The organism is Streptomyces sp. NPDC059743 (genome assembly GCF_042732975.1).
Taxonomy (GTDB): Bacteria; Actinomycetota; Actinomycetes; order Streptomycetales; family Streptomycetaceae; genus Streptomyces.
In genome coordinates this window covers 238679-262336 of sequence record NZ_JBHWGS010000012.1, presented here as the reverse complement: position 1 = coordinate 262336, position 23658 = coordinate 238679, and the positions used below count along the sequence as shown (strand labels likewise).

General features: G+C 68.3%; 17 protein-coding genes, 2 tRNA genes and 1 pseudogene. 11 read left to right on the top strand and 9 right to left on the bottom strand.

From position 1 onward, the window contains the following. The first annotated feature begins 441 nt into the window (after positions 1 to 441). The 6 genes from gyrB (at position 442) to ACFV6H_RS22755 (ending at position 8094) form a co-directional block, all read left to right on the top strand. Positions 442 to 2520, top strand: coding sequence for a DNA topoisomerase (ATP-hydrolyzing) subunit B (gyrB, locus tag ACFV6H_RS22780; RefSeq protein WP_385544983.1), 2079 nt, complete (start codon positions 442 to 444; stop codon positions 2518 to 2520). 93 nt (positions 2521 to 2613) lie between these two features. After that, entirely contained in the window at positions 2614 to 5259 is a 2646-nt protein-coding gene (gene gyrA / locus ACFV6H_RS22775; RefSeq protein ID WP_384987902.1) for a DNA gyrase subunit A, read from the top strand. 87 nt (positions 5260 to 5346) lie between these two features. Further along, positions 5347 to 5973: a DUF3566 domain-containing protein gene (locus tag ACFV6H_RS22770; RefSeq protein ID WP_385544979.1), complete on the top strand. Its 627-nt coding sequence runs from the start codon at positions 5347 to 5349 to the stop codon at positions 5971 to 5973. 58 nt (positions 5974 to 6031) lie between these two features. Continuing rightward, a tRNA-Ile gene (locus ACFV6H_RS22765) sits at positions 6032 to 6105 on the top strand. Between the two features lie 191 nt (positions 6106 to 6296). After that, a complete protein-coding gene (locus ACFV6H_RS22760; protein WP_208857699.1) occupies positions 6297 to 6431 on the top strand; it encodes a DLW-39 family protein in 135 nt (44 codons plus the stop codon). Between the two features lie 247 nt (positions 6432 to 6678). Further along, positions 6679 to 8094 (top strand): hypothetical protein, encoded by a 1416-nt coding sequence (locus ACFV6H_RS22755; RefSeq protein ID WP_385544976.1) that lies wholly within the window; start codon positions 6679 to 6681, stop codon positions 8092 to 8094. 42 nt (positions 8095 to 8136) lie between these two features. Here the strand turns inward: ACFV6H_RS22755 and ACFV6H_RS22750 are convergent, their stop codons facing one another. Next, positions 8137 to 9726: a protein kinase gene (locus tag ACFV6H_RS22750; protein ID WP_385544973.1), complete on the bottom strand. Its 1590-nt coding sequence runs from the start codon at positions 9724 to 9726 to the stop codon at positions 8137 to 8139. A 64-nt stretch (positions 9727 to 9790) separates the two neighbouring features. Continuing rightward, a complete protein-coding gene (locus tag ACFV6H_RS22745) occupies positions 9791 to 10342 on the bottom strand; it encodes a DNA-binding protein (RefSeq protein WP_093602452.1) in 552 nt (183 codons plus the stop codon). Between the two features lie 189 nt (positions 10343 to 10531). Between ACFV6H_RS22745 and ACFV6H_RS22740 the strand changes: the two genes are divergently transcribed. Then, positions 10532 to 10604 (top strand) — tRNA-Ala (locus ACFV6H_RS22740). Here ACFV6H_RS22740 and ACFV6H_RS22735 read toward each other — a convergent pair. After that, complete coding sequence (locus tag ACFV6H_RS22735; protein WP_385544969.1) at positions 10595 to 11785, bottom strand: ImpB/MucB/SamB family protein; 1191 nt, start codon at positions 11783 to 11785, stop codon at positions 10595 to 10597. The genes ACFV6H_RS22740 and ACFV6H_RS22735 overlap by 10 nt on opposite strands. After that, positions 11782 to 13392 (bottom strand): annotated as a pseudogene (locus ACFV6H_RS22730) (OB-fold nucleic acid binding domain-containing protein); the annotation flags it as partial. The pseudogene ACFV6H_RS22730 and the gene ACFV6H_RS22735, both read right to left, overlap by 4 nt. 56 nt (positions 13393 to 13448) lie before the next feature. On the opposite strand from ACFV6H_RS22730, the gene ACFV6H_RS22725 reads away from it, so the two are divergent. Next, a complete protein-coding gene (locus ACFV6H_RS22725; protein ID WP_385544965.1) occupies positions 13449 to 14921 on the top strand; it encodes an integrase in 1473 nt (490 codons plus the stop codon). Positions 14922 to 16155: 1234 nt separating this feature from the next. On the opposite strand, the gene ACFV6H_RS22720 is transcribed toward ACFV6H_RS22725, so the two are convergent. Together ACFV6H_RS22720 and ACFV6H_RS22715 are read right to left on the bottom strand one after the other, a co-directional pair. Continuing rightward, positions 16156 to 17997, bottom strand: coding sequence for a hypothetical protein (locus ACFV6H_RS22720; protein ID WP_385544962.1), 1842 nt, complete (start codon positions 17995 to 17997; stop codon positions 16156 to 16158). Beyond that, positions 17994 to 18437: a hypothetical protein gene (locus ACFV6H_RS22715; RefSeq protein WP_385544959.1), complete on the bottom strand. Its 444-nt coding sequence runs from the start codon at positions 18435 to 18437 to the stop codon at positions 17994 to 17996. Before ACFV6H_RS22715 ends, ACFV6H_RS22720 begins: the two co-directional genes overlap by 4 nt. A 104-nt stretch (positions 18438 to 18541) precedes the next feature. Here ACFV6H_RS22715 and ACFV6H_RS22710 point away from each other — a divergent pair, with 104 nt between their 5' ends. Both ACFV6H_RS22710 and ACFV6H_RS22705 read left to right on the top strand, forming a co-directional pair. After that, positions 18542 to 18901, top strand: coding sequence for a hypothetical protein (locus ACFV6H_RS22710; RefSeq protein ID WP_385544956.1), 360 nt, complete (start codon positions 18542 to 18544; stop codon positions 18899 to 18901). Then, positions 18898 to 19470, top strand: a complete 573-nt coding sequence (locus ACFV6H_RS22705) for a hypothetical protein (RefSeq protein ID WP_385544953.1) — start codon at positions 18898 to 18900, stop codon at positions 19468 to 19470. The genes ACFV6H_RS22710 and ACFV6H_RS22705 overlap by 4 nt, the downstream gene beginning before the upstream one ends. A gap of 160 nt (positions 19471 to 19630) precedes the next feature. Here ACFV6H_RS22705 and ACFV6H_RS22700 read toward each other — a convergent pair whose 3' ends face one another. Further along, entirely contained in the window at positions 19631 to 20608 is a 978-nt protein-coding gene (locus tag ACFV6H_RS22700) for an ArsR/SmtB family transcription factor (protein ID WP_385544950.1), read from the bottom strand. Positions 20609 to 20696: 88 nt separating this feature from the next. Between ACFV6H_RS22700 and ACFV6H_RS22695 the strand changes: the two genes are divergently transcribed. Then, positions 20697 to 22013 (top strand): MFS transporter, encoded by a 1317-nt coding sequence (locus ACFV6H_RS22695; RefSeq protein ID WP_385544947.1) that lies wholly within the window; start codon positions 20697 to 20699, stop codon positions 22011 to 22013. 136 nt (positions 22014 to 22149) lie between these two features. Here the strand turns inward: ACFV6H_RS22695 and ACFV6H_RS22690 are convergent, their stop codons facing one another. Further along, entirely contained in the window at positions 22150 to 22332 is a 183-nt protein-coding gene (locus ACFV6H_RS22690; protein WP_385544944.1) for a hypothetical protein, read from the bottom strand. Beyond that, entirely contained in the window at positions 22329 to 23336 is a 1008-nt protein-coding gene (locus ACFV6H_RS22685) for a hypothetical protein (RefSeq protein ID WP_385544941.1), read from the bottom strand. The genes ACFV6H_RS22690 and ACFV6H_RS22685 overlap by 4 nt, the downstream gene beginning before the upstream one ends. Positions 23337 to 23658 lie beyond the last annotated feature (322 nt).

Genomic DNA, 23658 nt, shown 5'->3' with positions numbered 1-23658 from the left:
ACGTTCTCACTCGTACGAGTGAGTGAGCGGATCCGCTGTGACGCGACAAGGGAAACCTTCCTGACGCGGGACACGCCCCGCCCTGTCTCCGCCCGCCGTCCGCCCTTCCGGCGTCCCTCCCCGCTCAGGCCTGCCCGTCGACCCGCCCGCCGACCTGCGAGAGCGCCCGGGAAGACCGCGGTGTCCCTCACCGTAGCGGGAGGTTGACAGCCCGAAGCGCTCAATGCCCGTGTGAGCCTCTTGGAGCCCCTTCCCGAATATGGGGAGTCGGCAGGCGCTCATTCAGGGCGGCACATGCGGACTCAGGTACCGGCAAACCCCCATTCGGGTCGGCGCTACCGGTAGACTGATGGGAAATCCCGCTGCGCTTGCGGGAACCGTCAACAGATGCTGACACAAGCCGAACGACGCAGCCGGTCCCGCTTGCTCGGAGAACGGCCTGTGCTGTGCCAGAAAGGGCGCTTCGTGGCCGATTCCGGCAACCCCAATGAGAAGACTCCGTCCACCGCCACCGGTGAGAACGGCGAGGTCACCGCCTCGTACGACGCCAGTGCCATCACCGTTCTCGAAGGCCTTGACGCGGTCCGCAAGCGGCCCGGCATGTACATCGGCTCGACCGGTGAGCGTGGACTGCATCACTTGGTGTACGAGGTCGTCGACAACTCCGTCGACGAGGCCCTGGCGGGACACGCGGACACCATCGACGTCACCATCCTCGCCGACGGCGGCGTACGCGTGATCGACAACGGGCGCGGTATCCCGGTGGGCATCGTCCCGTCCGAGAACAAGCCGGCCGTCGAGGTCGTGCTCACGGTGCTGCACGCGGGCGGCAAGTTCGGCGGTGGTGGCTATGCCGTCTCCGGCGGTCTGCACGGCGTCGGTGTCTCGGTCGTCAACGCGCTGTCGTCGAAGGTCGCGGTCGAGGTCAGGACCGACGGTTACCGCTGGACGCAGGACTACAAGCTCGGTGTGCCGACGGCCCCGCTGCTCCGCAACGAGGAGACGGGCGACTCCGGTACGACGGTCACCTTCTGGGCCGATCCGGACATCTTCGAGACGACCGAGTACTCCTTCGAGACGCTGTCCCGCCGTTTTCAGGAGATGGCCTTCCTCAACAAGGGCCTGACTCTGACGCTGACGGACGAGCGCGAGTCGGCCAAGGCCGTCGTCGGCGCCGATGTCGCGGGCACGGACGCCGCCGAGGGCACGGCGGAGGAGCTGGCCCGTACGGTCAAGTACTACTACGAGGGCGGCATCGTCGACTTCGTGAAGTACCTCAACTCGCGCAAGGGCGAGCTGATCCATCCGACGGTCATCGACGTGGAGGCCGAGGACAAGGAGCGGCTGCTCTCCGTCGAGATCGCGATGCAGTGGAACGCGCAGTACAGCGAGGGCGTGTACTCCTTCGCGAACACCATCCACACGCATGAGGGCGGTACGCACGAAGAGGGCTTCCGGGCCGCTCTGACGGGTCTGGTCAACCGGTACGCGCGCGAGAAGAAGTTCCTGCGTGAGAAGGACGACAATCTCACCGGTGAGGACATCCGCGAAGGTCTGACGGCGATCATCTCGGTGAAGCTGGGCGAGCCCCAGTTCGAGGGCCAGACGAAGACCAAGCTGGGCAACACCGAGGCGAAGACCTTTGTCCAGAAGGTCGTCCATGAGCATCTGACGGACTGGTTCGACCGCAATCCGAACGAGGCGGCGGACATCATCCGCAAGTCGATCCAGGCCGCCACGGCCCGGGTCGCCGCCCGTAAGGCACGCGATCTCACCCGTCGCAAAGGCCTGCTGGAGAGCGCGTCGCTGCCCGGCAAGCTGAGCGACTGCCAGTCGAACGACCCGTCCAAGTGCGAGATCTTCATCGTCGAGGGCGACTCCGCCGGCGGTTCTGCGAAGTCCGGCCGCAATCCGATGTACCAGGCGATCCTGCCGATCCGCGGCAAGATCCTGAATGTCGAGAAGGCGCGGATCGACAAGATCCTCCAGAACACCGAGGTGCAGGCGCTGATCTCGGCGTTCGGCACGGGTGTGCACGAGGACTTCGACATCGAGAAGCTCCGCTATCACAAGATCATCCTGATGGCGGACGCCGATGTCGACGGCCAGCACATCAACACGCTGCTGCTGACGTTCCTGTTCCGCTTCATGCGTCCGCTGGTCGAGGCCGGGCATGTGTATCTGTCGCGTCCGCCGCTCTACAAGATCAAGTGGGGCCGGGACGACTTCGAGTACGCGTACTCCGACCGCGAGCGCGACGCCCTGGTCGAGCTGGGCAAGCAGAACGGCAAGCGCATCCGCGAGGACTCGATCCAGCGCTTCAAGGGTCTGGGCGAGATGAACGCCGAGGAGCTGCGGGTCACCACCATGGACATCGACCACCGCGTGCTCGGCCAGGTCACCCTGGACGACGCCGCCCAGGCCGACGATCTGTTCTCGGTGCTGATGGGTGAGGACGTCGAGGCACGGCGCTCCTTCATCCAGCGCAACGCCAAGGACGTCCGCTTCCTCGACATCTGAGTCGGTCACAGCTGACGGATCCAGCCCACGGATCTCAGCTCACGGATTCGAAAAGGCCGAAAGCGAAAAGGCCGAAAGGAACACTGACCAGCAATGGCCGACGAGAACACCCCTCACACCCCAGACACACCCGCCGTCCCCGAGCCCGGCGCCCCGGAGACCGCCACCGCCGTGGAGGGCCTGGCCCTGCGCGTCGAGCCGGTCGGGCTCGAGACGGAGATGCAGCGCTCGTATCTCGACTACGCGATGTCCGTCATCGTGTCGCGCGCGCTGCCCGACGTACGGGACGGTCTCAAGCCCGTCCACCGGCGTGTGCTGTACGCGATGTACGACGGCGGCTACCGGCCCGAGAAGGGCTTCTACAAGTGCGCCCGCGTCGTCGGTGACGTCATGGGTACGTACCACCCGCACGGCGACTCCTCGATCTACGACGCGCTCGTCCGGCTGGCGCAGCCGTGGTCGATGCGGATGCCGCTGGTGGACTCCAACGGCAACTTCGGTTCTCCGGGCAACGACCCGGCCGCGGCCATGCGGTACACCGAGTGCAAGATGATGCCGCTGTCGATGGAGATGCTCCGGGACATCGACGAGGACACCGTCGACCTCACGGACAACTACGACGGCCGTAACCAGGAGCCGACGGTCCTGCCGGCGCGGTTCCCGAATCTGCTGATCAACGGCTCGGCCGGCATCGCCGTCGGTATGGCCACGAATATCCCGCCGCACAATCTGCGGGAGGTCGCGGCCGGTGCGCAGTGGGCGCTGGAGCACCCGGAGGCCACGCACGAGGAGCTGCTCGACGCGCTGATCGAGCGGATCAAGGGCCCCGACTTCCCGACCGGCGCGCTGGTGGTGGGCCGCAAGGGCATCGAGGACGCGTACCGCACGGGCCGCGGTTCGATCACGATGCGCGCGGTGGTCGAGGTCGAGGAGATCCAGAACCGTCAGTGCCTGGTGGTCACGGAGCTTCCGTACCAGACCAATCCGGACAATCTCGCGCAGAAGATCGCCGATCTCGTCAAGGACGGAAAGATCGGCGGCATCGCGGATGTCCGCGACGAGACGTCCTCACGTACGGGCCAGCGGCTGGTCGTCGTACTGAAGCGGGACGCGGTCGCCAAGGTCGTACTGAACAACCTGTACAAGCACACCGATCTTCAGACCAACTTCGGCGCGAACATGCTGGCGCTGGTCGACGGCGTGCCGCGCACGCTCTCCCTGGACGCGTTCATCCGCCACTGGGTGACGCACCAGATCGAGGTCATCGTCCGCAGGACGAGGTTCCGGCTGCGCAAGGCCGAGGAGCGGGCGCACATCCTGCGCGGTCTGCTCAAGGCGCTCGACGCGATCGACGAGGTCATCGCGCTGATCCGGCGCAGTGACACGGTCGAGACCGCGCGTACGGGCCTGATGGGCCTGCTCGCGATCGACGAGATCCAGGCGAACGCGATCCTGGAGATGCAGCTCCGCCGGCTGGCGGCCCTGGAGCGGCAGAAGATCGTCGCGGAGCACGACGAGCTCCAGCAGAAGATCAACGAGTACAACGCGATCCTGGCCTCGCCGGAGAAGCAGCGCCGGATCGTCAGCGAGGAACTGGCCGTCATTGTCGACAAATTCGGCGACGACCGGCGTTCGAAGCTGGTGCCCTTCGACGGTGACATGTCCATCGAGGACCTGATCGCCGAGGAGGACATCGTCGTCACCATCACGCGTGGCGGCTATGTGAAGCGTACGAAGACGGACGACTACCGCTCGCAGAAGCGCGGCGGCAAGGGCGTACGGGGTACGAAGCTGAAGGAAGACGACATCGTCGACCACTTCTTCGTCTCCACGACCCACCACTGGCTGCTGTTCTTCACGAACAAGGGCCGGGTCTACCGCGCGAAGGCGTACGAGCTGCCGGACGCGGGCCGCGACGCCCGGGGTCAGCATGTGGCCAATCTTCTGGCCTTCCAGCCGGACGAGCGGATCGCCGAGATCCTGGCGATCCGGGACTATGACGCCGTGCCGTATCTGGTTCTGGCGACCAAGGCGGGTCTGGTGAAGAAGACCCCTCTGAAGGACTACGACTCGCCCCGTGCGGGCGGTGTCATCGCGATCAACCTCCGGGAGACCGAGGCGGGTGCCGACGACGAGCTGATCGGCGCCGAACTGGTGTCGGCCGAGGACGATCTGCTGCTCATCAGCAGGAAGGCCCAGTCGATCCGGTTCACCGCTACGGACGATGCCCTGCGTCCGATGGGGCGAGCCACATCGGGTGTCAAGGGGATGAGTTTCCGCGAAGGCGACGAACTGCTGTCGATGAATGTCGTCAGGCCCGGTACGTTCGTGTTCACCGCTACAGATGGCGGGTACGCGAAGCGAACCGCCGTGGACGAGTATCGCGTCCAAGGTCGTGGTGGCCTCGGAATCAAGGCCGCCAAGATTGTGGAGGACCGCGGATCGCTCGTCGGCGCGCTGGTGGTCGAGGAAACGGATGAGATCCTTGCCATCACCCTCGGCGGCGGTGTGATTCGCACGCGAGTCAACGAAGTCAGGGAGACGGGCCGTGACACCATGGGCGTCCAACTGATCAATCTGGGCAAGCGCGATGCCGTCGTCGGTATCGCGCGTAATGCCGAGGCCGGCCGCGAGGCGGAAGAGGTCGACGGGACCGATGACCCGGGGACCGATGAGGCGGGTACGGCCGAGGTCGTCGCCGAGGGCAATCCGCCCTCGGCCGGGGAGCACGAGGAGTAGAGCGTGAGTGGAGCCACGGGCGCCGGATCGGCCGCTTCCGGAGCGAACGTTGCCCGTGGCCCTGCCACGGACTCCCAGGGGGTAACGGTGACCGATACCCGGGGGCACACGCCCCCGTACGAAAGCTATGGCGCTGAGCAGTCGCAGCCGACCGCGCAGCCGTATCACCCGCCGCAGGCGTATCCCTCGCCCGGCGGGGGAACGCAGGGCGGACAGCAGGGACAACAGCCGGGCATGACCGGGGCATCCCCGGGCATGACCGGGGCGTCCGGGCCTCTGGCCGGCGGCGCGGCCACGACCTCGGCCGTACGCCGTCCGAGGACGGGCGCGCGGACGACTCCGCGTACGCGCAAGGCCCGGCTGCGGGTGGCGAAGGCCGATCCGTGGTCGGTGATGAAGGTGAGCTTCCTGCTCTCCATCGCACTGGGCGTCTGCACGGTCGTCGCGTCCGCGGTGCTGTGGATGGTCATGGACGCGATGGGCGTCTTCTCGACGGTCGGCGGAACGATCAGCGAGGCCACGGGCTCGAACGAGAGCAACGGCTTCGATCTCCAGTCGTTCCTCTCGCTGCCGCGGGTGCTTATCTTCACGTCGGTCATCGCGGTGATCGATGTGGTTCTGGCGACGGCGCTGGCGACGCTCGGAGCCTTCATCTACAACCTGTCGGCGGGCTTCGTGGGCGGTGTTGAGCTCACGCTCGCCGAGGACGAGTGAGCGACGGGTATCGATTTTGGGGCTGGCCCTGGAGTGCGCTAATCTTCAGGGGCAGCGCGGGGCTATAGCTCAGTTGGTTAGAGCGCATCCCTGATAAGGATGAGGCCACAGGTTCAAATCCTGTTAGCCCCACCGCGACAATCGGGTCCGTACGGAACGCCTCCGTACGGGCCCGATTGCATTTCGTAGTCCTTTCGACCGGCTGTGTTTTCTGCCTGATGAAGGCCCGAGTTGGGTTGCGGACAGGTCACCGATCGGTATCGGTCGGTGTGTATAGTCGGGCGCCAGAAGTCCCCTACGTCAAGGAAAGACGAGGTCGCGCGGTGAAGAAGCTTCTCCTGATCGCACTGGCCGCCATTGGCGGGCTCCTCGTGTACCGCCAGATCCAGGCGGATCGCGCCGAGCAGGATCTGTGGACGGAGGCGACCGACTCCGTGCCCGCAGGTTCGGGTGTGTGAGACCAACAGTCCTGAAACGGGAGCCCCGGCCGCCGAGCGGCCGGGGCTTCGTGCTGCCGGGGGCTTTGCGGGTCGGTTGGTCGGTGTGGTGTCGGTCGGCGGGTTCACTGGCGTGAATTGTTCGCTTGCGTGAGCAAAGCGTGTGGGTGGGCCGGTGTGAGGGGACAGTGGCGGGAGCTCCGGGGCAGGATGGACGCGCGTCGCGCCCGCCGCGGCGCGGGACGGCCGAGAGGGCGAGGGGAAGCGCGTGAAGTGGCAGCGCAGCAGGGGCCGGGCGGCGTCGGCCGGGGCGGCGGCGATGTGCGTGGCGGCGGCGGTCTGCGCCGTGGTGGCGGCCGGTGCCGTGGTGGCGCTGCCGGACCGGTCCTGGGCGGCGGCCGGCGAGCCGAGCCCGTATGTCTTCGATCCCGAGGCGCGGCAGATCACGGGAGCGGCGACCACGAGCGACGCGGAGCCGCTGGAGCCGGGCGCCACCTACCGGGACTCGATACGGCCCGGCGACAAGCTCGTCTACCGGCTGAATCTCGACGCTACGACGAACGCCTATGTTTCGGCGGTGGCCGTGCCTCAGCTCGGTACGACGGTCGCCTACGGGGACAAGATCAAGGTTTCGCTCCAGGACCGCCAGGGCAGTGACTGCAGCTCCAATGACGCGCAGTTCGGCTCGGCCGGCCGGTTTCCCAGACCGCTCGCGGCTTATGCCTACCGGATGATCGAGGCCGGCGCGTACTCCTGCCAGGAGGCCGGCCCGTACTACGTCGTGATCGAGCGGACCAGCGCGGACACCTCCACGCCCGAGCCGTGGGAGCTGGAGATCCGCCATGTCTCCGAGCCGGGACTCGTGGCGGCCGGTCCGTCTCCGTCCGAGGCGCCTTCGGAGTGGCCGAGCGCCTCTCCCGGACCGGCCGACGGCGTGCCGCAGGAGCGGCAGGGCGGCACCAGCTTCTTCGACGCCGAAGGGCTGGCCGACGGCGAGTGGACGGCGCGGATCGAGCCGGGCGAATCGCTTTTCTACAAGGTGCCGGTGGGCTGGGGACAGCAGCTCTTCGCCGGCGCCGATCTGGGCAGCTCCGAGGGCAGAGGATTTGTGACCGGCGCTCTGGCCATGTCGCTCTACAACCCGGCGCGAGGACTCGTCGACAGCACCGGCGCGATGTCGTACAACGGCAGGCAGAAGACCACGGCGCTCGATCCGCTGCCGCCGGTGGCGTACGAGAACCGCTTCGGCTCCCGTGTGGGAGACAAGGAGATGCGGTTCGCCGGCTGGTACTACCTGAGGGTCAGTCTCAATCCGCAGGTGGGCGAGGAGTTCGGGAACAGGCCGTACGGGCTGACGATGCGGGTGAACATCGAGGGCCAGGCCACCGGCGGACCGGAGTACGACGGGCCCGCGGGCGACTTCGCGGTGGGCGACGGTGACGGCGACGCGGGCGGTCCGGGCGGTACGGGAAGCGACGGCAGGATGGTGCTGGTCGCGGCGGGCGGGATCGGCGCGGGCACGGTGCTGGTGCTGGGGCTCGGAGTATGGACGCTGCTCGCGCGGCGGCGCGCGGGCCGGGGGCCCGGCCCGGGGATGGGCGCTGGGCCGGGGACGAGCACGGTGGAGGTGCCGACACAGCACACGCCGCCGACGCAGTCGTACGGGCCGCCCTCGGCCTGGTAGCGGGAAGGGCGGCAAGGGGGCGGCAAGGGGCAAGGACGGCGGTCAGATCTGGGTCAGCGCCCAGAAGCCGACCGTGAAGCAGGCCAGCGCCACCAGCAGTACCGGGACCGCCACCTTCGGGGGCGGTCCCGGCCGTTTCCTGGGCCCATGGTGAGCCGGAGCGCGCACCGCCACGGGCTCCTGCGGAACCGGCTGCGGCTGCGGCTGAAGCGGAACCTGCGGGCTCTGAGCGGTGTACGGACGAGTGTGGCCTTGTTCGTGCCAGACCGCCTCTGTCCGGGCCTGGGAGAGGTCGGGCGGCTGCGGGTGAAAGGGCGGGACCTGATGCGCCGGCATGGGGGTGGGGGGAGTGGACGGCTGCACCGGGTGCGGATGCGGCGGCGCGGGAGTCTGCCGTCGTGGCTCGGGCTGCTGCGGCTGAGCCTGCTGCTGTGGCTGCTCCTGGCTGCGGTCGGGCGGTGGGGGGAGATGGAAGCTGCCGGTCTCCGACATGGAGGTGGGGGTGGGAGTCGGAGTGACGGGCGTGGTGGGGGGAGGCGACGAGGGCGGCTGCGGTACGGACATCTGGCCGCCGGTCCCGAGGGCCGCGCGGGGATCGGCGTACGGATCGGCGGCGTGCGGGCCTGTCTGCGGGCCCGTCTGCGGTCCTGCGTACGGGGTGGAGTGCGGGGCTGAGCGCGGGCCGGCGTTCGGGTCTGTCCGGGAGGCTGCCGGCCGCCTGGTCTCCGGCCGGACGGCCGGCTGCGGCTCCATGACGGGCCCGTCGGGGCCGAACGCGGAGGGAAGCGGCCCGATCTGGTCGAAGACCTCGACCAGTTCGTCGTCGATGTCCGGCTCGGGCAGCAGTTCCACGGCCGACGTCAGCGCCTTGCGCGCGCCCGTGGCCGTACGGAACCGTGCGTGCGGGTCGGGCTGGAGCAGGCCCGCCAGGACCTGCCACAGCGGCTCGGGAATGCCCTGCGGCGCCCCGGGCGTGCCATGGGCGAGGAAGAGCTCGACCAGGGCCTTGGAATCCGGCTTCTGACCCTGCAACAGATAGAGCGCGACGAGACCGACCGCGAAGAGATCGGCGGGGAAGTCGGGCTCGGCGCCCGTCAACTGCTCGGGCGCGAAGTAACCGGGCGTACCGACCACATAGTTGGTCTCCGTCAGACGCGGCTCTCCCTTGCGCATGGAGATGCCGAAGTCGGAGAGCCGCAGATGCGGCCGGGCCGTACCGGTGGCTTCCAGCAGGATGTTGGCCGGTTTGATGTCGCGGTGCACGACGCCCTCCGCGTGCACCGCGGCCAGCCCGGACAGCAGTTGGTCGAGCAGGGTGCAGACGAAGCGGGGCGGCAGCGGTCCGTAGTCACCGATGAGATGCGCCAGCGATCCGCCGCTCACCAGATCCATGGTGAACAGCACCTTGTCGTCGTCGGCGGCCCAGCTTGCCGGAGCGAGGACATGGGGATGATCGATTCTGAGCGCCTGTTCCCGGACGAAGCGGAGAAGAGTGTGCGCGTCGCTCTGCTGGAGGACCTTCGCCGCCACATAGCGTCGGCGCCGGTGGTCCCAGGCACGCCAGACGGCGCCGACACCACCGCGTCCGACCGGGTCGATCAGCTCGTACCGCCCCGCGAAGACCTCACCCATTGCGCCGCGCTCGCTCCCAGTCGTCTCGTCCGGCGGCCCGCCGCCTCCGGGCCCCGCTCCGCTGCTAGCTCTGGTGCGCCTCGTAGTGGGCGACCGCCTCCGCGGTGCGCCCGGCGCCGTAGACCCTGAGGAACTCTGCCAGTTCGGGCTGGGTCGGTGCGAGGGAGTCCGCCGCATCTATGATGTCGCCGGCCGCCGCGACCGACCGCAGCAGGGACTGGATCTCGCGGACCACCCGGCGCACGGTCGGCGCGCCCGAGCTGTTCGTCGTCGTCTGACTGGTACCGGTGAGGACCGAGCCGCCCTGCGACTTCTTGATCTCCTCCATCCGGTCGGTGGCCTCTCCCGCGCTGACGCTGCCGTCCGCGACCTGACCGGCCAGATCCTGCAATGCCTGGACGCGTTGGACGACCGCCGGATTGCCGATCTTCGCGCGTTGACCGCTCATCAATTGTGAGAGCATCGGCGCGGACAGCCCGAGGACGGCGGCGAGCCTGGCCTGGTTCAGGCCAAGATCGTCGATGAGCCGGCGGAAGAGCGCCCCCAGCGGCTCTCCGTACCAGCTTCTCTGGAGTTCTCTGGCTCTCGCAGTCGTTTCCTGCTGTGCGGCGTCCATGTGCGTCTCCCCATCGCTTCCCCATCGCAGCAGCTTCGCTGCTGCGAACCTCGTGGGGCATCTTACGGAGCGTGGTCGCGCACGGGGAGTCCCAATCCTTTTGCGGGATCCCGGGGAACACCCGGTACTCTGGTCCCCGGCGAAGGACGAGCCACGCACAACCGCTCGCCCGTACCCGACACCCGTCCCGGGGCCTTAGCTCAGTTGGTAGAGCGCTGTCTTTGCATGGCAGATGTCAGGGGTTCGACTCCCCTAGGCTCCACTCTCGCGGACCCCTTCTGACCTGCGGAAACGTAGATCAGAAGGGGTCCTTCTTCCGTTTTGGTGGGCGACTGGTGGGCGGCGTCGGTCGAGTACGGTCGGTTCATGGCTTATGCGGAGGCCCAGCAGCGGAACCGGTCCATGCCTTTGTAAGCGGTTCTGTTTCCGTCTCGCATTACGCGTGTTCGTCCCGTTCCGGCTCAATGTGGCCGGGGTGACCGCGGTGCGGCCGAAGCGGTGGCGGGCCTGGTCGGCGGCGGCTTCGGCGGCGTGGGCGCGGGTGTCGGACGGGTCGAGGGTGAGCTGGTGGTGGGCGTGCGCGGCGGGTCGTAGCTGGTCGGCGCGCAGGCTGTAGTTGCGGACCCGGGCGCGTTGCAGGCCGAGGGCGGCGAGGATGCCGAGGGCGGTGGTGGCCAGTAGGGGTGAGTGTGCGGTGGGTTCGGGCAGTGTGCGGGTGCGGGTGGTGGTGCTGCGGTCGGCGTACCGCACGGTGAGGGTGAGCCGGGCGGTGACCTGCTCGGCCGTGCGTAGCCGTATGCCCAGTTCTTCGGTGAGGCTGAGGACGGCGGTGTGGTGGCGGGCCGGGTCGAGGCAGTCCTGGTCCAGGGTGAGTTCGGCGGTCAGGTGGGCGGCGGGTTCGGCTGGGGTGAGCGGACGGGGGTCGTGGCCGCGGGCGTGGTCGGCGAGCAGCCGGGCGGGGGCGGCGCCGAGGATCCGTTGCAGGGTGGCGGCGGGGGTGTCGGCGACCTGGCCGATGGTGTGGAGGCCGTACGTGCCGAGGGTCGCGGCTGTTGCCTGGCCGATTCCGGGCAGCGCGCTGACCGGGAAGGGCCGTAGCCAGCCGGTTTCCAGCCCGGCCCGCACATGCGTGGTCTCCCCGGGTGCGGAGGCCGCGGCGGCCATTGCGGCGAGCATCTGGTTCCCGGCCAGCCCCGCACTGGTTTCGATACCGAAGTGGCCCATGAGTCTGAGTTGTGCCATCTGGATCAGGTCGTACGGGGTCCTGTCGAAGTACCGGAGTGCGGAGGCCAGGTCGAGCTGGACGGCGTCCGGAGGGAAGGGCTGGACGTGGGGGGTGATGTCGGCCAGCAGTGTGAGGGCCTTGTCGTACCGGTCTGCGGAGAGGTCGCCGTGCAGGTGGAGATGGGCGATGTGATGACGACGCCGGACCCGGCTGCTCATCCCGCACTTCCCGGGCTGCGGTGGCCCAGCTTGCGCAGGTCAGCGGTGCGGGAGCCGGCCGGCTGAAGATCCGCATAGGGATGAAGGCGGGCGCCGGTGGGGCTGTTGGCCAGGGTGCGGGACGGTTCGGCGGGGGTGGTGTGGGGGCGGGCGGCGCCGAGGAGTCTCAGCGCGGCTTCAGGGCCGTGGTCGCGCCGGACGGCGGCGAGTTCTTCCAGGTTCCAGGCCATGGTGCCGACGACGGTGCGGCGGGTGCCGCGGACCTGGACCGTACCGCGCACCAGCAGCAGCCCGGAGTGGAAGACGGTGTGCGCGCACGCCGGGTGGGAGTCCTCGAAGAAGGCGAGGTCGACCAGGCCGGAGCCGTCCTCCAGGGTGACGAAGATGACGCGTTTGCCGCTGGCGATCGGCGGCGTCTGGGTCGCGGAGCGGACTCCGGCCACCAGGACCTGGTGCCCGGCCGGCAGCTCGGCCAGGTGGGCGGCGTCGGTCGCGCCGAGTTCCCGCAGCAGCCGGTGGTGGTAGTCCATGAGGTGCCGGGAGACGTCGATCCCGAGGGTGTGCAGCTCCGCGCCGAGGGCCTCGCGCCCGGTCATCTCCGGCAGCCCCGCGGGCTCACCGCCGATCATCTCGGCGGTGAGCGGTAGCTGCCCCTCGCCGGCATTGCGGGTACGGGACTGCCGGTGCAGCTCGGTGATCTGGAGCAGCAGGTCCCGTCGGGTGAGCCGTCCGTCGTGCAGCGTGCCCAGCGCCCCGATCTCCGCGAGCTGTTCGGCGACCGGCCGGCTGGGGTGAGCGCGCTGCCAGAAGTCCGACAGGGACTCGTACGGCTGCCCTGCCTCGATGCGTGCGCACTCGTCCGCGCTGATGCCGCGCACCCCGGACAGAGCGAGCCGTACTCCCCAACGCTCCCCGTCGGTCTGTTCCTCATCGGTCCCTTCCCCGTCGGTCCCTTCCACGTCGGTCCGCGCCTCGTCGAGCCGCTCCACGGTGTGCTTCGTCGTGGAGCTGTTGACGTCGACGGGCAGGACCGGGACACCGCGTCGGCGGGCGTCGGCGACGATGACACGCTTGGGCCACATCCCTGGGTCGTGCTCCAGCAGCCCGGCCAGTAGAAAAGCCGGGTAGTGAGCCTTCAGCCAGGCACTTTGCAGCGCGGGCACGGCGAAAGCGACCGCGTGCGCCCTGGCAAAGCCGTACGCGCCGAAGGCCTCGACGGTCTTCCACACCTCGTCCCGGACCGCCGTGCTGTAACCGCGAGCGCGTGCCTGACGGTGGAACCAGTCCTCGATCCTGGGCAGCCGGTCCTTGTCACCGAGCGCGCGCCGGGCGATCTCGGCCATCGCCCGGTCGCACCCGGTCATCACATGCAGCGTCTCGATGACCTGCTCGTGCCAGATGGTCACACCGTAGGTGTCGGCGAGCACCGGTTCGAGGTCCGGATGGGCGTAGTCCGGTGTACCGCCATGACGTGCGGCGATATACCGCTCGGGCATTCCTCCGGCGACCGGGCCCGGACGGAAGAGACTGATGTCGGCGATGACGTCCTGCACATACCGCGGCTGGAGCCGCGACAACAGATCCTGCTGGCCGGGCGACTCCAGCTTCTGTGTACGGTCCCCGTGTTGCTGGAGGTCGTGTTGCGCAGGGGACGGACTGAGTTGTGAGCGAGTGGCGGCTGTTTTGGGTGGGTGCTGGCGGCGAACCGGACGGGGCCGGAATGGACGTTCTCGACGGTTGGAGAGACCTGGCCGAGCGCGAGCGGGCCCTCAAGATCCGAGTCGGGCAGCCAATTCTGATCGATCCCACAGGCCGGTCCGATCCTCGGCTGAGCCAGATCTTCCGACACCGTGATTTCGCGAGGAAGGCGGATGGCACGAAGGAGACATATGCGCCGGACTACCGGCTGTTCTTCACCTTCCTGTGGCAACGGGGAGTGAGGTGGGACCAGGCCACAGACGAGGACCTCGACGACTGGGAGGACTGGCGCCGACGCGACGAAGGAAACCCCCGGCGGATCGGAGGGGCGAAGTGGGAACGGGAGTTGGCCGCATTCGGCCTCTTCTGCAAGATCGCTAAGAGTCTGGGGTTCGTGGATCACTCGCCGGTGCTGACGCACACCGTGAGCACGCCGGACGGCGGCACGGTCGAGGTTGCGGACCTTGCACCCACAGATGTGCGCAGCTCGAACGTGAAGTGGCTCTCGCCGCGCGGGTATCGGCTGTGGCGGGACGTAGGTCTGGGAGGGATGTTTCGCAGCGGGCTGGAGAACCCGAGCTGGCCGGGCCGGAACGACGGCCGCGACGTGGCGTTCGCCGACTACACCTACTCAAGTGGGCTGCGCAGGCGGGAAGTCGGCTCACTACTGACCTGGGAGTTGCCTCCCCTGGAGAACCTCGCTACTCGCCGCTACCGCTCAGGCTGGGTCGCCAAGGAGGTGGCCAAGCGGGCCGGGCGCTTCTACTACGTCAGCGAACCAGCGCTCCAGCAGACCGACTTGTATCGGATCGGCACCCGCGACGCGGTAGTCCGCAAAGCACACAGGCGCGGACTCTATGACCAAGTGGAGGGCCGGCTGCTGCTGAGAGAGATCTCCGACGACCGCCGTGTCCTTCGGTGGAGCGATGAGGCGGGCCGCACGCTCGAGGCGCACGTGGATGAAGTCACCGTCGCGCAGCGCCTACGGATGTTCGTTGAGGGGCTCGACGGCCTGGAGCCCGCGATGCTGTGGCTGACCGAGACCGGCATGCCGATGCACCACAAGAGTTGGACGAAGGTCTTCAAGCGAGCCAGCGTGCGGTGCAAGAGCCAGGGCCTGAAGGTGTACGCGACGCCGAAGATGCTGCGTCATTCGATGGCATTGCGCGTTCTCGTGCACCTGCACCACGCGTTGGACCGACGTCTCGGGCTGACTCCCGAGCAGCGGAGGGACTACGAGGACGCGTACGGCAGCGTATGGACGATGGTCAAGGATCTGCTGGGCCATCAATCCGAGGTAACGACGCGGGAGATCTACCTCGAGCCGGTCCGCGGTCTGCAGATCGAGGGCCTGCTCAACGACGAGGACAACCCCGGCAACAGTGCCTGGTTCACCGAGCTGGCCCGGCGCACCGGCCTGATCTTGGATGCCGTATGAGCCCGACGGGACGGCGGGCTCCGCTCCCGCCTACCGGCTACCGGCGGCGCGAGATCGTCGATGCATCGGGTCTGGTGGTGCGCCCCCTCGGTGAGAAAGGTGAGGACCTGGGGACCTACGACTACTCCGTGCTGCCAGGCTCGCAGACACTGCGGCGCGAGGTGGCCGCGGCCTTCGCCCGGCAGGCCCGCGCGCACTGGAACAGCGAGGCATCCTGCACCAGCTACGACAGGAGCGTGCGGCACTTCCTTCGGACGATGGCGGAGGTGGAGCCGCCCGTGCAGTCCCTGTCCGAGTTGACCGCGGAGATCTGGAGGGCGTGGGCCGAGGCACCGGGCGGATTCTTCCGGGCCAAGCACCTGTCCGTCCTGCTACGGAAGGCTCCCGGCGTGCCCTCAGCGGCGGCCGCTGCGATGACCAAGCGCCGCCGGTTCGTCGCGGCTAAGCCCAAGAAGAGCCTGACCGGCACTGAGATGAAACGTGTGCGGCAGGTCGCTGCGCACACGGTGCGCCGTGCCGAGCAACGCATCGCCACCAATCTCGCGCTCCTGGAGCGCTGGAGGGCCGGCGAGATCACCGAGCATCCGGATGCCCTGTGGGGTGAGTACCTGGATCACCTGGCCCGCACCGGCGACGTGCCGCGTTTCCCCGACGGCAGCACAGTGCGCCATTGGGCCAAGAACGAGTGCCGCCGCCAGCTCGGCGAATGGAGTATGCAGACGGCCGTAATGCAGCTGTTTCCTTCGGTGAGCGAGAAGGGCGCCGCCGCGGTGCTCCTGGTATGCCACGAGGGCTGGAATGGGTCAGTGCTCGAGAAACTGACAGTGCCTGACCAGTGGCCGAACGCGGACGCGGACGAGGCCGAGCCCGCGATCCATCGCATGGACACCGACAAGGCCCGCCGCGGCCGGGCACGGCACTCCAGCAGCAACTTGGTCGACGTGGGCGAAGGTTCACCGGGCCAGGCGATGCGGCAGATCATCGCCATGACTGCCCAGGCCCGGCGCACCCTGGAGCTGCTCGGACGGCCCAGTGATCTGCTGCTGTGGTCGCGTGGGGCGCGTCACCCGATGTGGAGCAACGCCTCGGTCGGATTGGCCGATGCCGTCGACGCGTGGGGGGAGCAAGAGCTGGCCGACCTGGGCCGTCGGCTCAACCGACGGCTGCTGCGCCATACCGCTCAGGTGCTGTACGAGCGGCCTCGCCACAACAGCCGACGTGTGCAGGAGGAGCACTATCTGCGCCGCGACGAGCGGGTCGTCGAGAACTCGCGATCCGTGGTGGCCGCAGGTCTGGCCGGGCCGCTGATCTTCTCCCCGGAGGTGATGCGGTCGCTGGCTTCTGCGAGGGTATCCGCCAGGGCCAAGGTCTTCTCGAAGTCGAGGATGTCGAGCATGTCGGTCTTGGTACGCCCACCGTACGACTCGGCCATGGAGGTTGCGACATGGCCGTACTGCAGGCCAAGAGCGATGCGCCCGGCGGGCCGACGGTAGATGAACCAAGCTACGGTCCGCCGTAGGCGGCGCATGTTGATCCGGCCGTGAGGGTCGGCCGGGATAACCTCGTGGTTGCGATCCAGCCGGGAGGCGGTCTTGTTGGCCCATGCGATGAACGTCTTGATGCGATCGATGAACCTGGCGGGCATCAGTCCCTCCGCGGGCAGTTGGCGCTCGGCCGGCTCCCAGGTGCGGACGGCCATGGACCGGGGGAACAGCAGCCGCTCGTCGTGGAGTTGCTCCATGACCTTCACGGCGCGAGCGACGACTTCGATGACCGTCCACGGTTCGGGGCGAACCTCACCACGGGGCTTGGTGTTGCCGTCCTTGTCGGTCACTCCCTTGAAGTGCAGCCCGCTGATCCGGTGGCGAACGGCACCGTCCTCCCCTTCGATCTCCTCCTTGCTCGAGCACCCGCGTTCCAGGTGCAGCACTTCCTCGGGACGCATGCCCGACAGGTAGGCAATCGTGATCATGGCGGCTGTCATCAAGTGCCCGGCGAGCTCCTGTGCTTCGTTGAAGTCGATGGCGTCGGTCCACGGCTCGCCGTCGATCCGGCCGTTCACGGCGACTGGCAGCGGAGACCCGTCTGTCACCGGAAGCGCCTGCCATCGCGCGGGCACCTTCGAGAAGACCTGATTGACCACCTCGGTGGTGACCCCCAATTGCGCAGCTAGGAGAAGGCGGTTGACTCCCTGGCTCGAAGATCCCCAATGAGTGCGATTGTGCTCCATCAGGTGCGCGCCCCGCTTCCCGACGTATCCGGGCAGGCTGCCGCCGGTGTCCTTCAGGTGCAGCAAGTGGGAGCGGACGATGTCGTATTCGCCGGGCGTGCGGTCCAAGCACGTCTTGGCCCGCAGCGCATACCACGCACGGTAGGCGTCGACGATGTCCGGACCGAGATCGAGCACAAGGCGGACCGCCCAGATGATCAGGGGCGACATGGTGGCAGGGTGAATAACCACCTCGTTGTTCTCGCCGACCTCGCCGCGGAAGTCGTCGAGGAAGTCAATGATGGCGGCGCCGGGGTCTTCCCAGGGCGGCATCACCAGCCGGTCCCCGGGCAGCAGGTATGGCGCATAGGCCCATACCCGCGTCAGGGCGTAGAGTTGCCGCTCGTCATGAGGGTCGGTCCACCCCTTCTCGCTCAAGTACCCGGCGTACTCGGACAGCACGCTCTGGTCGATCTCGGCGATCTGCGTGATGCCCCGCTTCTCGAGCCACTTCGCGAACTTGCGGAACCCGGTCAGGGCAGTCATGACCCAACTCGCTGAGATCACCGCACGCGACCGAGAGCCCAGGCGCGCGTGGAGCACGTCGGGGGTGGGAATGTTGATCAACGCCCAGGCGATCCGCTTGAAAGAGTTCCGCAGCGCCTCCGGGAAGTTCGACCACAAGAACGCCTTGGTACTGGTGATGTCCTTGTGCTCCAGATGGGCCAGTTCCCACCGCAGGTGGCCGAAGAGGCAGACCTCCTCCGCGCGTAGTCCCGGCCGCAACCGATGCGCCGGCACTACCGGAGTCGTCGGACCAGGGTTAACGAGGCCCACGGCCCCTTGGACGGACGTGCTGCTGCTCACGGGTCGAGTTTCCTTTCCAGCAGGCGATCGATGAGGCTGCGGTCCAGCTCTGTCAGTGCCTGCAGCAGGCCGGAGTGCTGGCCGAGGTCGGTGTGCTGTTCCAACAGGTCGCCCACGCGGCGGTGGTGAGCTTTCCAGTCCGTCTTCCAGACCGCCGTCGGCACCGCGGCCCGCACAGCCTCCATGGCCCGGAACAGGTAGACGATCCGCGGAAGGTGCCGCGCAGTGGCCAACGCGTTCGGGCAGGCGAAGCACAAGAGGAACGACACCTGGCACAGGCTGCCGCCGCTGAGCGGACTGTGATCGATGTCCTCGCACGCCCCCACTGCCGTGTCCAGCTCCCCGCGGGCCGCCCGCTCGGCCACGTCCAGGGGCAGCCCCGCCTGATCGGCGATGTCCTGGGCGCTGGCGTCCTGGCCGTCGGCGGAGATCATCCGCATCTGGACAGTGGCCCGGGCATGACGGAAAGCGTCTCGACCGCTACCTGGCCACCGTGGAGGAATTCAACACCCGATACCGCGGCGGGTTCGCCACCAAGGGGCAGATGAAGAGCCTGCGCCGAAATCCCCGGCTCCAGATCTTCGAGGACCCACAGGCCCTGCTGACCTGCAACCTCGATCCCTACAAGGCACTGTGCGACAGCGACCTCGCCGTCGGCAGGAAGCCATCGCTGCGCACTCCGAACTGGAATCGCTGCAATCCAGCCTGCGCGAACATCTCCCGCACCGACACCCACATCGAACGTGCCCGCGAGCAGATCGCGGAGATCGACGCCGACTGCCAGGATCCTCTCACTCCGTACCCGTTGCGCCGACGGCTTGAGCTCTGCCGCACCAGCAAGGAGCAGATCATCACGGAGCACGAGGCCGCCGCGGTCGACCCTGACCACAAGGACAGCGCGTGACGACAGAACCCGGATCAGCGCCAGTCTCTGAACGAGAACTCACCGAGGACGACGCCGCGCTGCCGGCCGCTGCGGGAATCGCGGAGACAGTCGGGCGGGTCTACACGATGGCCGCCGATGCGGCAGCCTCGGCGCACCCCGGCGACGCCGCAGAGATCCGGGCGATCACCGACGCCATGGTCCGCCTCTTGATCGGAACCCCCCTGCACTCCGACGGGCAGTTGACCATCAAGTCCCTGGCCGAGGAAGCCGGGCTGAAACGCAACAAGCTCACCCACAAGCACACGGGGCTTAAGGACCTCTTCTACGCCCTGGTGCGCATGCAGGACGCACGGCCCAAGGCATTCGACGGCCTCAAGCGGCAGAACGAGGAGCTCAAGACAAGGCTCTCGGGCCTGCGCGACGAGCACAACCAACTGCGTTTGGACGTCAAACAGATGGCGCGTGTGGTCCACGTGCTGGAGGTCGAGAACCAGCAGCTGAGGCAGTCGGCCGGGAAGGACGGTGTGGTCCGGGCACTCCCAGTTCAGCAGCGGCCTCCCGCCGGTGGCAGGGGAAGCAGGTCATAGGAGCGGAACACCGTGAACTCCCGCGGTAGGTAGGCCGTGTATCGAAAGTGGATCTTGGGCTGTGAAGGGAAATCCGCGCCGACATCCACCAGGCCTTCCTCACCCTCGGCCGCGCAATCGTCTGCTGGCGGCGCCTCAAAAGCAGTGCTGATCTGATCCCTCAGCCCGAACCGGCGACCAGCGCCTCGCCGAGCGGGGTGCGGCGGTAGAGCACGGACCGTCCGGACCGGGCGCGGACGAGCAGTCCCGCGCCTCGCAGGATGGCGAGGTGGTCTCCCACCGCGCCGGGTGTCATGGCGAGGCTTCGGGCGAGGTGGCTGGTACTGGCCGGGGCGTCCAGCGCCAACAGCAGCCGGGCTCGGGACCGGCCGACCAGAGCGGTCAGCGTGTCCGGTTGGGGGACGGTTTCCTGTTCGCCCCACAGAGCAGCGGTGCCGCGGGCACGATAGCCCAAGGTCCTGGGCCAGGGGTCTTCCAACTGGGCTGCGATATGCCCGACAAAGACCGAAGGGATCAGCAGGAGCCCATCGCCGGTGAGGCGGACTGTTCCGCCTCGGAAGAAGTCGATCTCGATACCGCCTGCGTGCCAGGCGATGCCCGGGTGCAGGCTCTCGATGGTCGCGGCCCATCCGTGTTCGCCGATCACACCCACCCGGTGCACGACATCGCGCTCACAGATCGCGCGTAGTTGCGGCCAGTCCGCGGCGAGCAGTTCGTGCCATGCCTGGTCCATCGCCTCGGCGATCCTGGAGACGGCGTCCGGCGAGTCCAGCACCGCGCGTACGCGGGGATCACGGGCGGACGGGCCGGTCGCGGTGGTGGCGAATTCGCGGCGGGCCGCTTCCAGCGGCGTGGCCCTGATCATGGCCAGGTCGTCCGCCCAGGTCTGGTTGAGACCGCGCGGGGGCGGGGCGACGAAGTTCGGTCCGCCGTGCAAGGCCTGCAGAGCGAGGGCGGCGTCCAGTTCGGTGTCGCGGCGAAGCCGTTCAAAGGCCGGCAGGAGCCGGGCGGCCCAAGCTCGCGGCAGCGGCTGGCCCTGGCCGATGAGCGAGCGCAGCAGCAAGCAGAGGTCCAGCGCGGGCGACAGCGCGAAGCGGCTGCGCAGCAGGTCCTCGACGGAGACTTCGAAGCGCAGCACCCTGCCAGGCTAGCGCGGGACGTCGTTCCGATTCGTCGAGCGACGAACCATTGGTGAGCGGAGTGGGCGCACGGCGAGGCTGCGCGTCATGACTCCAACCGCCGAACCCGCACAGGGCAACCACCGTGCCACCTACCGGGAGGTGCTGGCCGAGCCGCGATTCCGGCTGCTCTTCTCAACACGCGCCGTCTCGATCACTGCGGACGCGCTGCGGATCACCACGTTCTCGGTGCTGGTCTTCGCGGCCACCGGCTCCCCGCTGCTGAGCGCAGTGGCCTTCGGCATCGGCTTCATCCCGCAGCTGTTCGGCTCGCTGCTGCTGGGCTCACTGGCCGACCGACTGCCGCCCCGCGCGCTCATTACCGGCGGCTACGCCTTGACGTGCGCCGCCGCCCTGCTGCTCGCCCTGGTGCGAATGCCGATCGCGGCAAGCCTCAGTGTCGTAGCGCTGGTCTCCCTCGCCACACCGGTGTTTCACGGCGCGTCGAGTCGGCTGGTCGCGCAGTCGCTGGAGGGCGACGCCTATGTACTGGGCCGGTCACTGAACAACATCGCTGGCGCCGGCGCGCAATTGTTCGGCCTGGCGCTGGGAGGTGCGATCGTCGCGGCACTCGGCCCACGCCGGGCACTCGCGGTCAGCGCCGTCCTTTACCTCGGCTGCGCACTTGCTATCCGCATCCGGCTACCCCGGCTGCAGCCGGGAGAGTTCGGCGGCACACCCGGCAGCGCTGGGGGCGATAGCGGGGCCGTCCGTGCAAGCCTGCATGGTGCAGGCCTGCTGCTGCGCGGACGCACAGTGCGACGACTGATGCTGGCCCAGTGGCTACCCGTCGCATTCGTAGCGGGCGCGGAAGGCATCATCGTCGCCTACGCGGGAGAACGCCACTTCGCGCCCGGCTGGTACGCGGTGCTGATGGGATGTCTGCCGGTCGGCATGCTTGTCGGTGACCTTCTGGTGGGCCGACTCCTACGGCCGTCCACCCGGGAGCGACTGGTAGTCCCGTTGATCGCGCTGGCGGGGCTGCCGCTTATCGGCTTCGCTGCCGAGCCCGGAGTGAGCGTCTCGTCCTGTCTGCTGCTGCTCAGCGGCCTCGGATACGCCTACGGTCTCGGCCTGCAACGCCCGTTCCTGGACGCCCTGCCGCAGGACGGCCAAGGTCAGGCCTTCGGCTTGCTCGGCTCCGGCAGCATGACGCTACAGGGCGTCGGACCGGTTTGCTTGGGCGCGGTGGCCGCAGGCATCGGAACAGGCGGCGCAATCGCCCTGGCAGGCGGCGCGACGGCGCTTACCGCCGGCTGGATTCTCACCTGGCACCCGCCCACCTCCCCGGCCCCCGTCCCGAACCACTCAACGGGATCAGAGAACGGCACCGAACAGCATGCGTGTAGTTCTCCTGCGCAGTAACCGTCGCAGGCCGGGTCGGCTGCGAGCCGTCACGCACCCCACCCCCACCCCCACCTCCACGTCTCTCTGACAGACAGTCATTCCCGCTAACTTATTATGTAAGGAGTCCTTAGGGCCCAAGAGCTTGGCGGTCCCGTCAGCGGATGGAACCCATGCCCGCGCCGTCACGTCCGCTCCGTTGTGGTCTGACGGGTGCCCGGGTCACGAGGTGGGACACGGGCGTGCCGGTGGGCTGGGCGACGACGATGACCCGGCCGTCGTCCAGGTGGGCGGCCGGTTTCCCTTCGGCCCACCAGATCAGATGGAGGGCCGCGGTCACCACCGCAGCTGGGCGAGGGTGCCCGGGCGGATCGCCTGATCCCCGAAGCGGGTCCGTGCCCTGTCGGCGGCTTGCTCGATGCGGCGCCGTTTGCCGTCCGCCGGGTCCAGGAGCAGCCGCTGGACGGCGTACTGGGCATCGGTAAGGTCCGCGCGAACAGTGATCGTGCGGACACGGGCGCGCTGCAGCCCGAGGCAGGCATACAGGTCGTACGCGGCAGTGCTGAGTGCCGGTGTGTGAGCGGTGTACTCCTCCAGCGTGCGCGAGCGCTGCGTCGTGGCGCCGTCGGCGTACGAGATGCTCAGCGCGAGCCGCGCGGCGACCTGGCCGGTGGTGCGCAGCCGCAGCCCGAGACGTTCGCAGAGGTCGAGCAGGGCCCGGCGGTGTGCGGCGGGGTCGAGCTCATCGTGGCTGAACTCGTAGGAGAAGCCGGTGGACTTGGGCGCCGTCTCGGAGGTGACCGGGCGCGTGTCCAGGCCGCGGGCCCGTTCCGACAGCGTCACGGCGGTGGTCTTGCCGAGGATGCGCTGCAGCGTCAGCAGCGGAACGTCGAGAAGGTCGCCGATGCGGTGGAGGCCGTATTCCCCGAGCGTGCGAGCGGTGGCCGGGCCGACCCCGGAAAGGGCGCCGACGGGCTTGGGATGGAGGAACGCGGCGACTGCCTCGGGAGCCGGGGCGACGATGGTGACCTGGCCGGGGGCGGTCGTGGCGGCCGCCATCGCGGCCAGCATCCGATTCGGGCCGGCGCCGATCGTCACGCGTAGCCCGAGATGTGCGGCCAGGCGGAGTGCGGCCATGGCCGCCAGGCCACCCGTGTCCCGGTCGAAGAACCGCAGGGCACCGGTGACATCGAGGTCGGCGGCGTCCGGCGGGAGGGCCTGCACCAGCGGGGTGAGATCACGCAGCAGCGCGAGGGCCTGCTCGTACGTCTCCTGGCCGGCCGGGCCGAGGTCGTGGAGCTGGATGCGCAGGATGCTCCGGGCTCGGGTGGTCATGGCGCTCACCCCGCCGATCCGGGATTCTCCAGATGCCTCAGAGTGTCTCGTTTCCCTGCTGCAGACGGGTTTGTCGCCATGGGCCACGAGACGCACGCCGTTCGCAGCAGCATGACCATCCGCCTCTCACAGTGCTTCGAGGGCTGCAGGTGCACCTCTAAGATCAATGTATCGAACATAAATCGAACATCGCGAGGTGAGCGGGGACTGCCCTTGACGTTCGAGCCTGTGTGACTTTTCGAGATAGATGACATCGAGTCGTGCCGACTGACACCGACACGTGCGCCGTCAGCCAGGAACGGCCCCCTGCGGCCCTGGCCTCGTCGTCCGA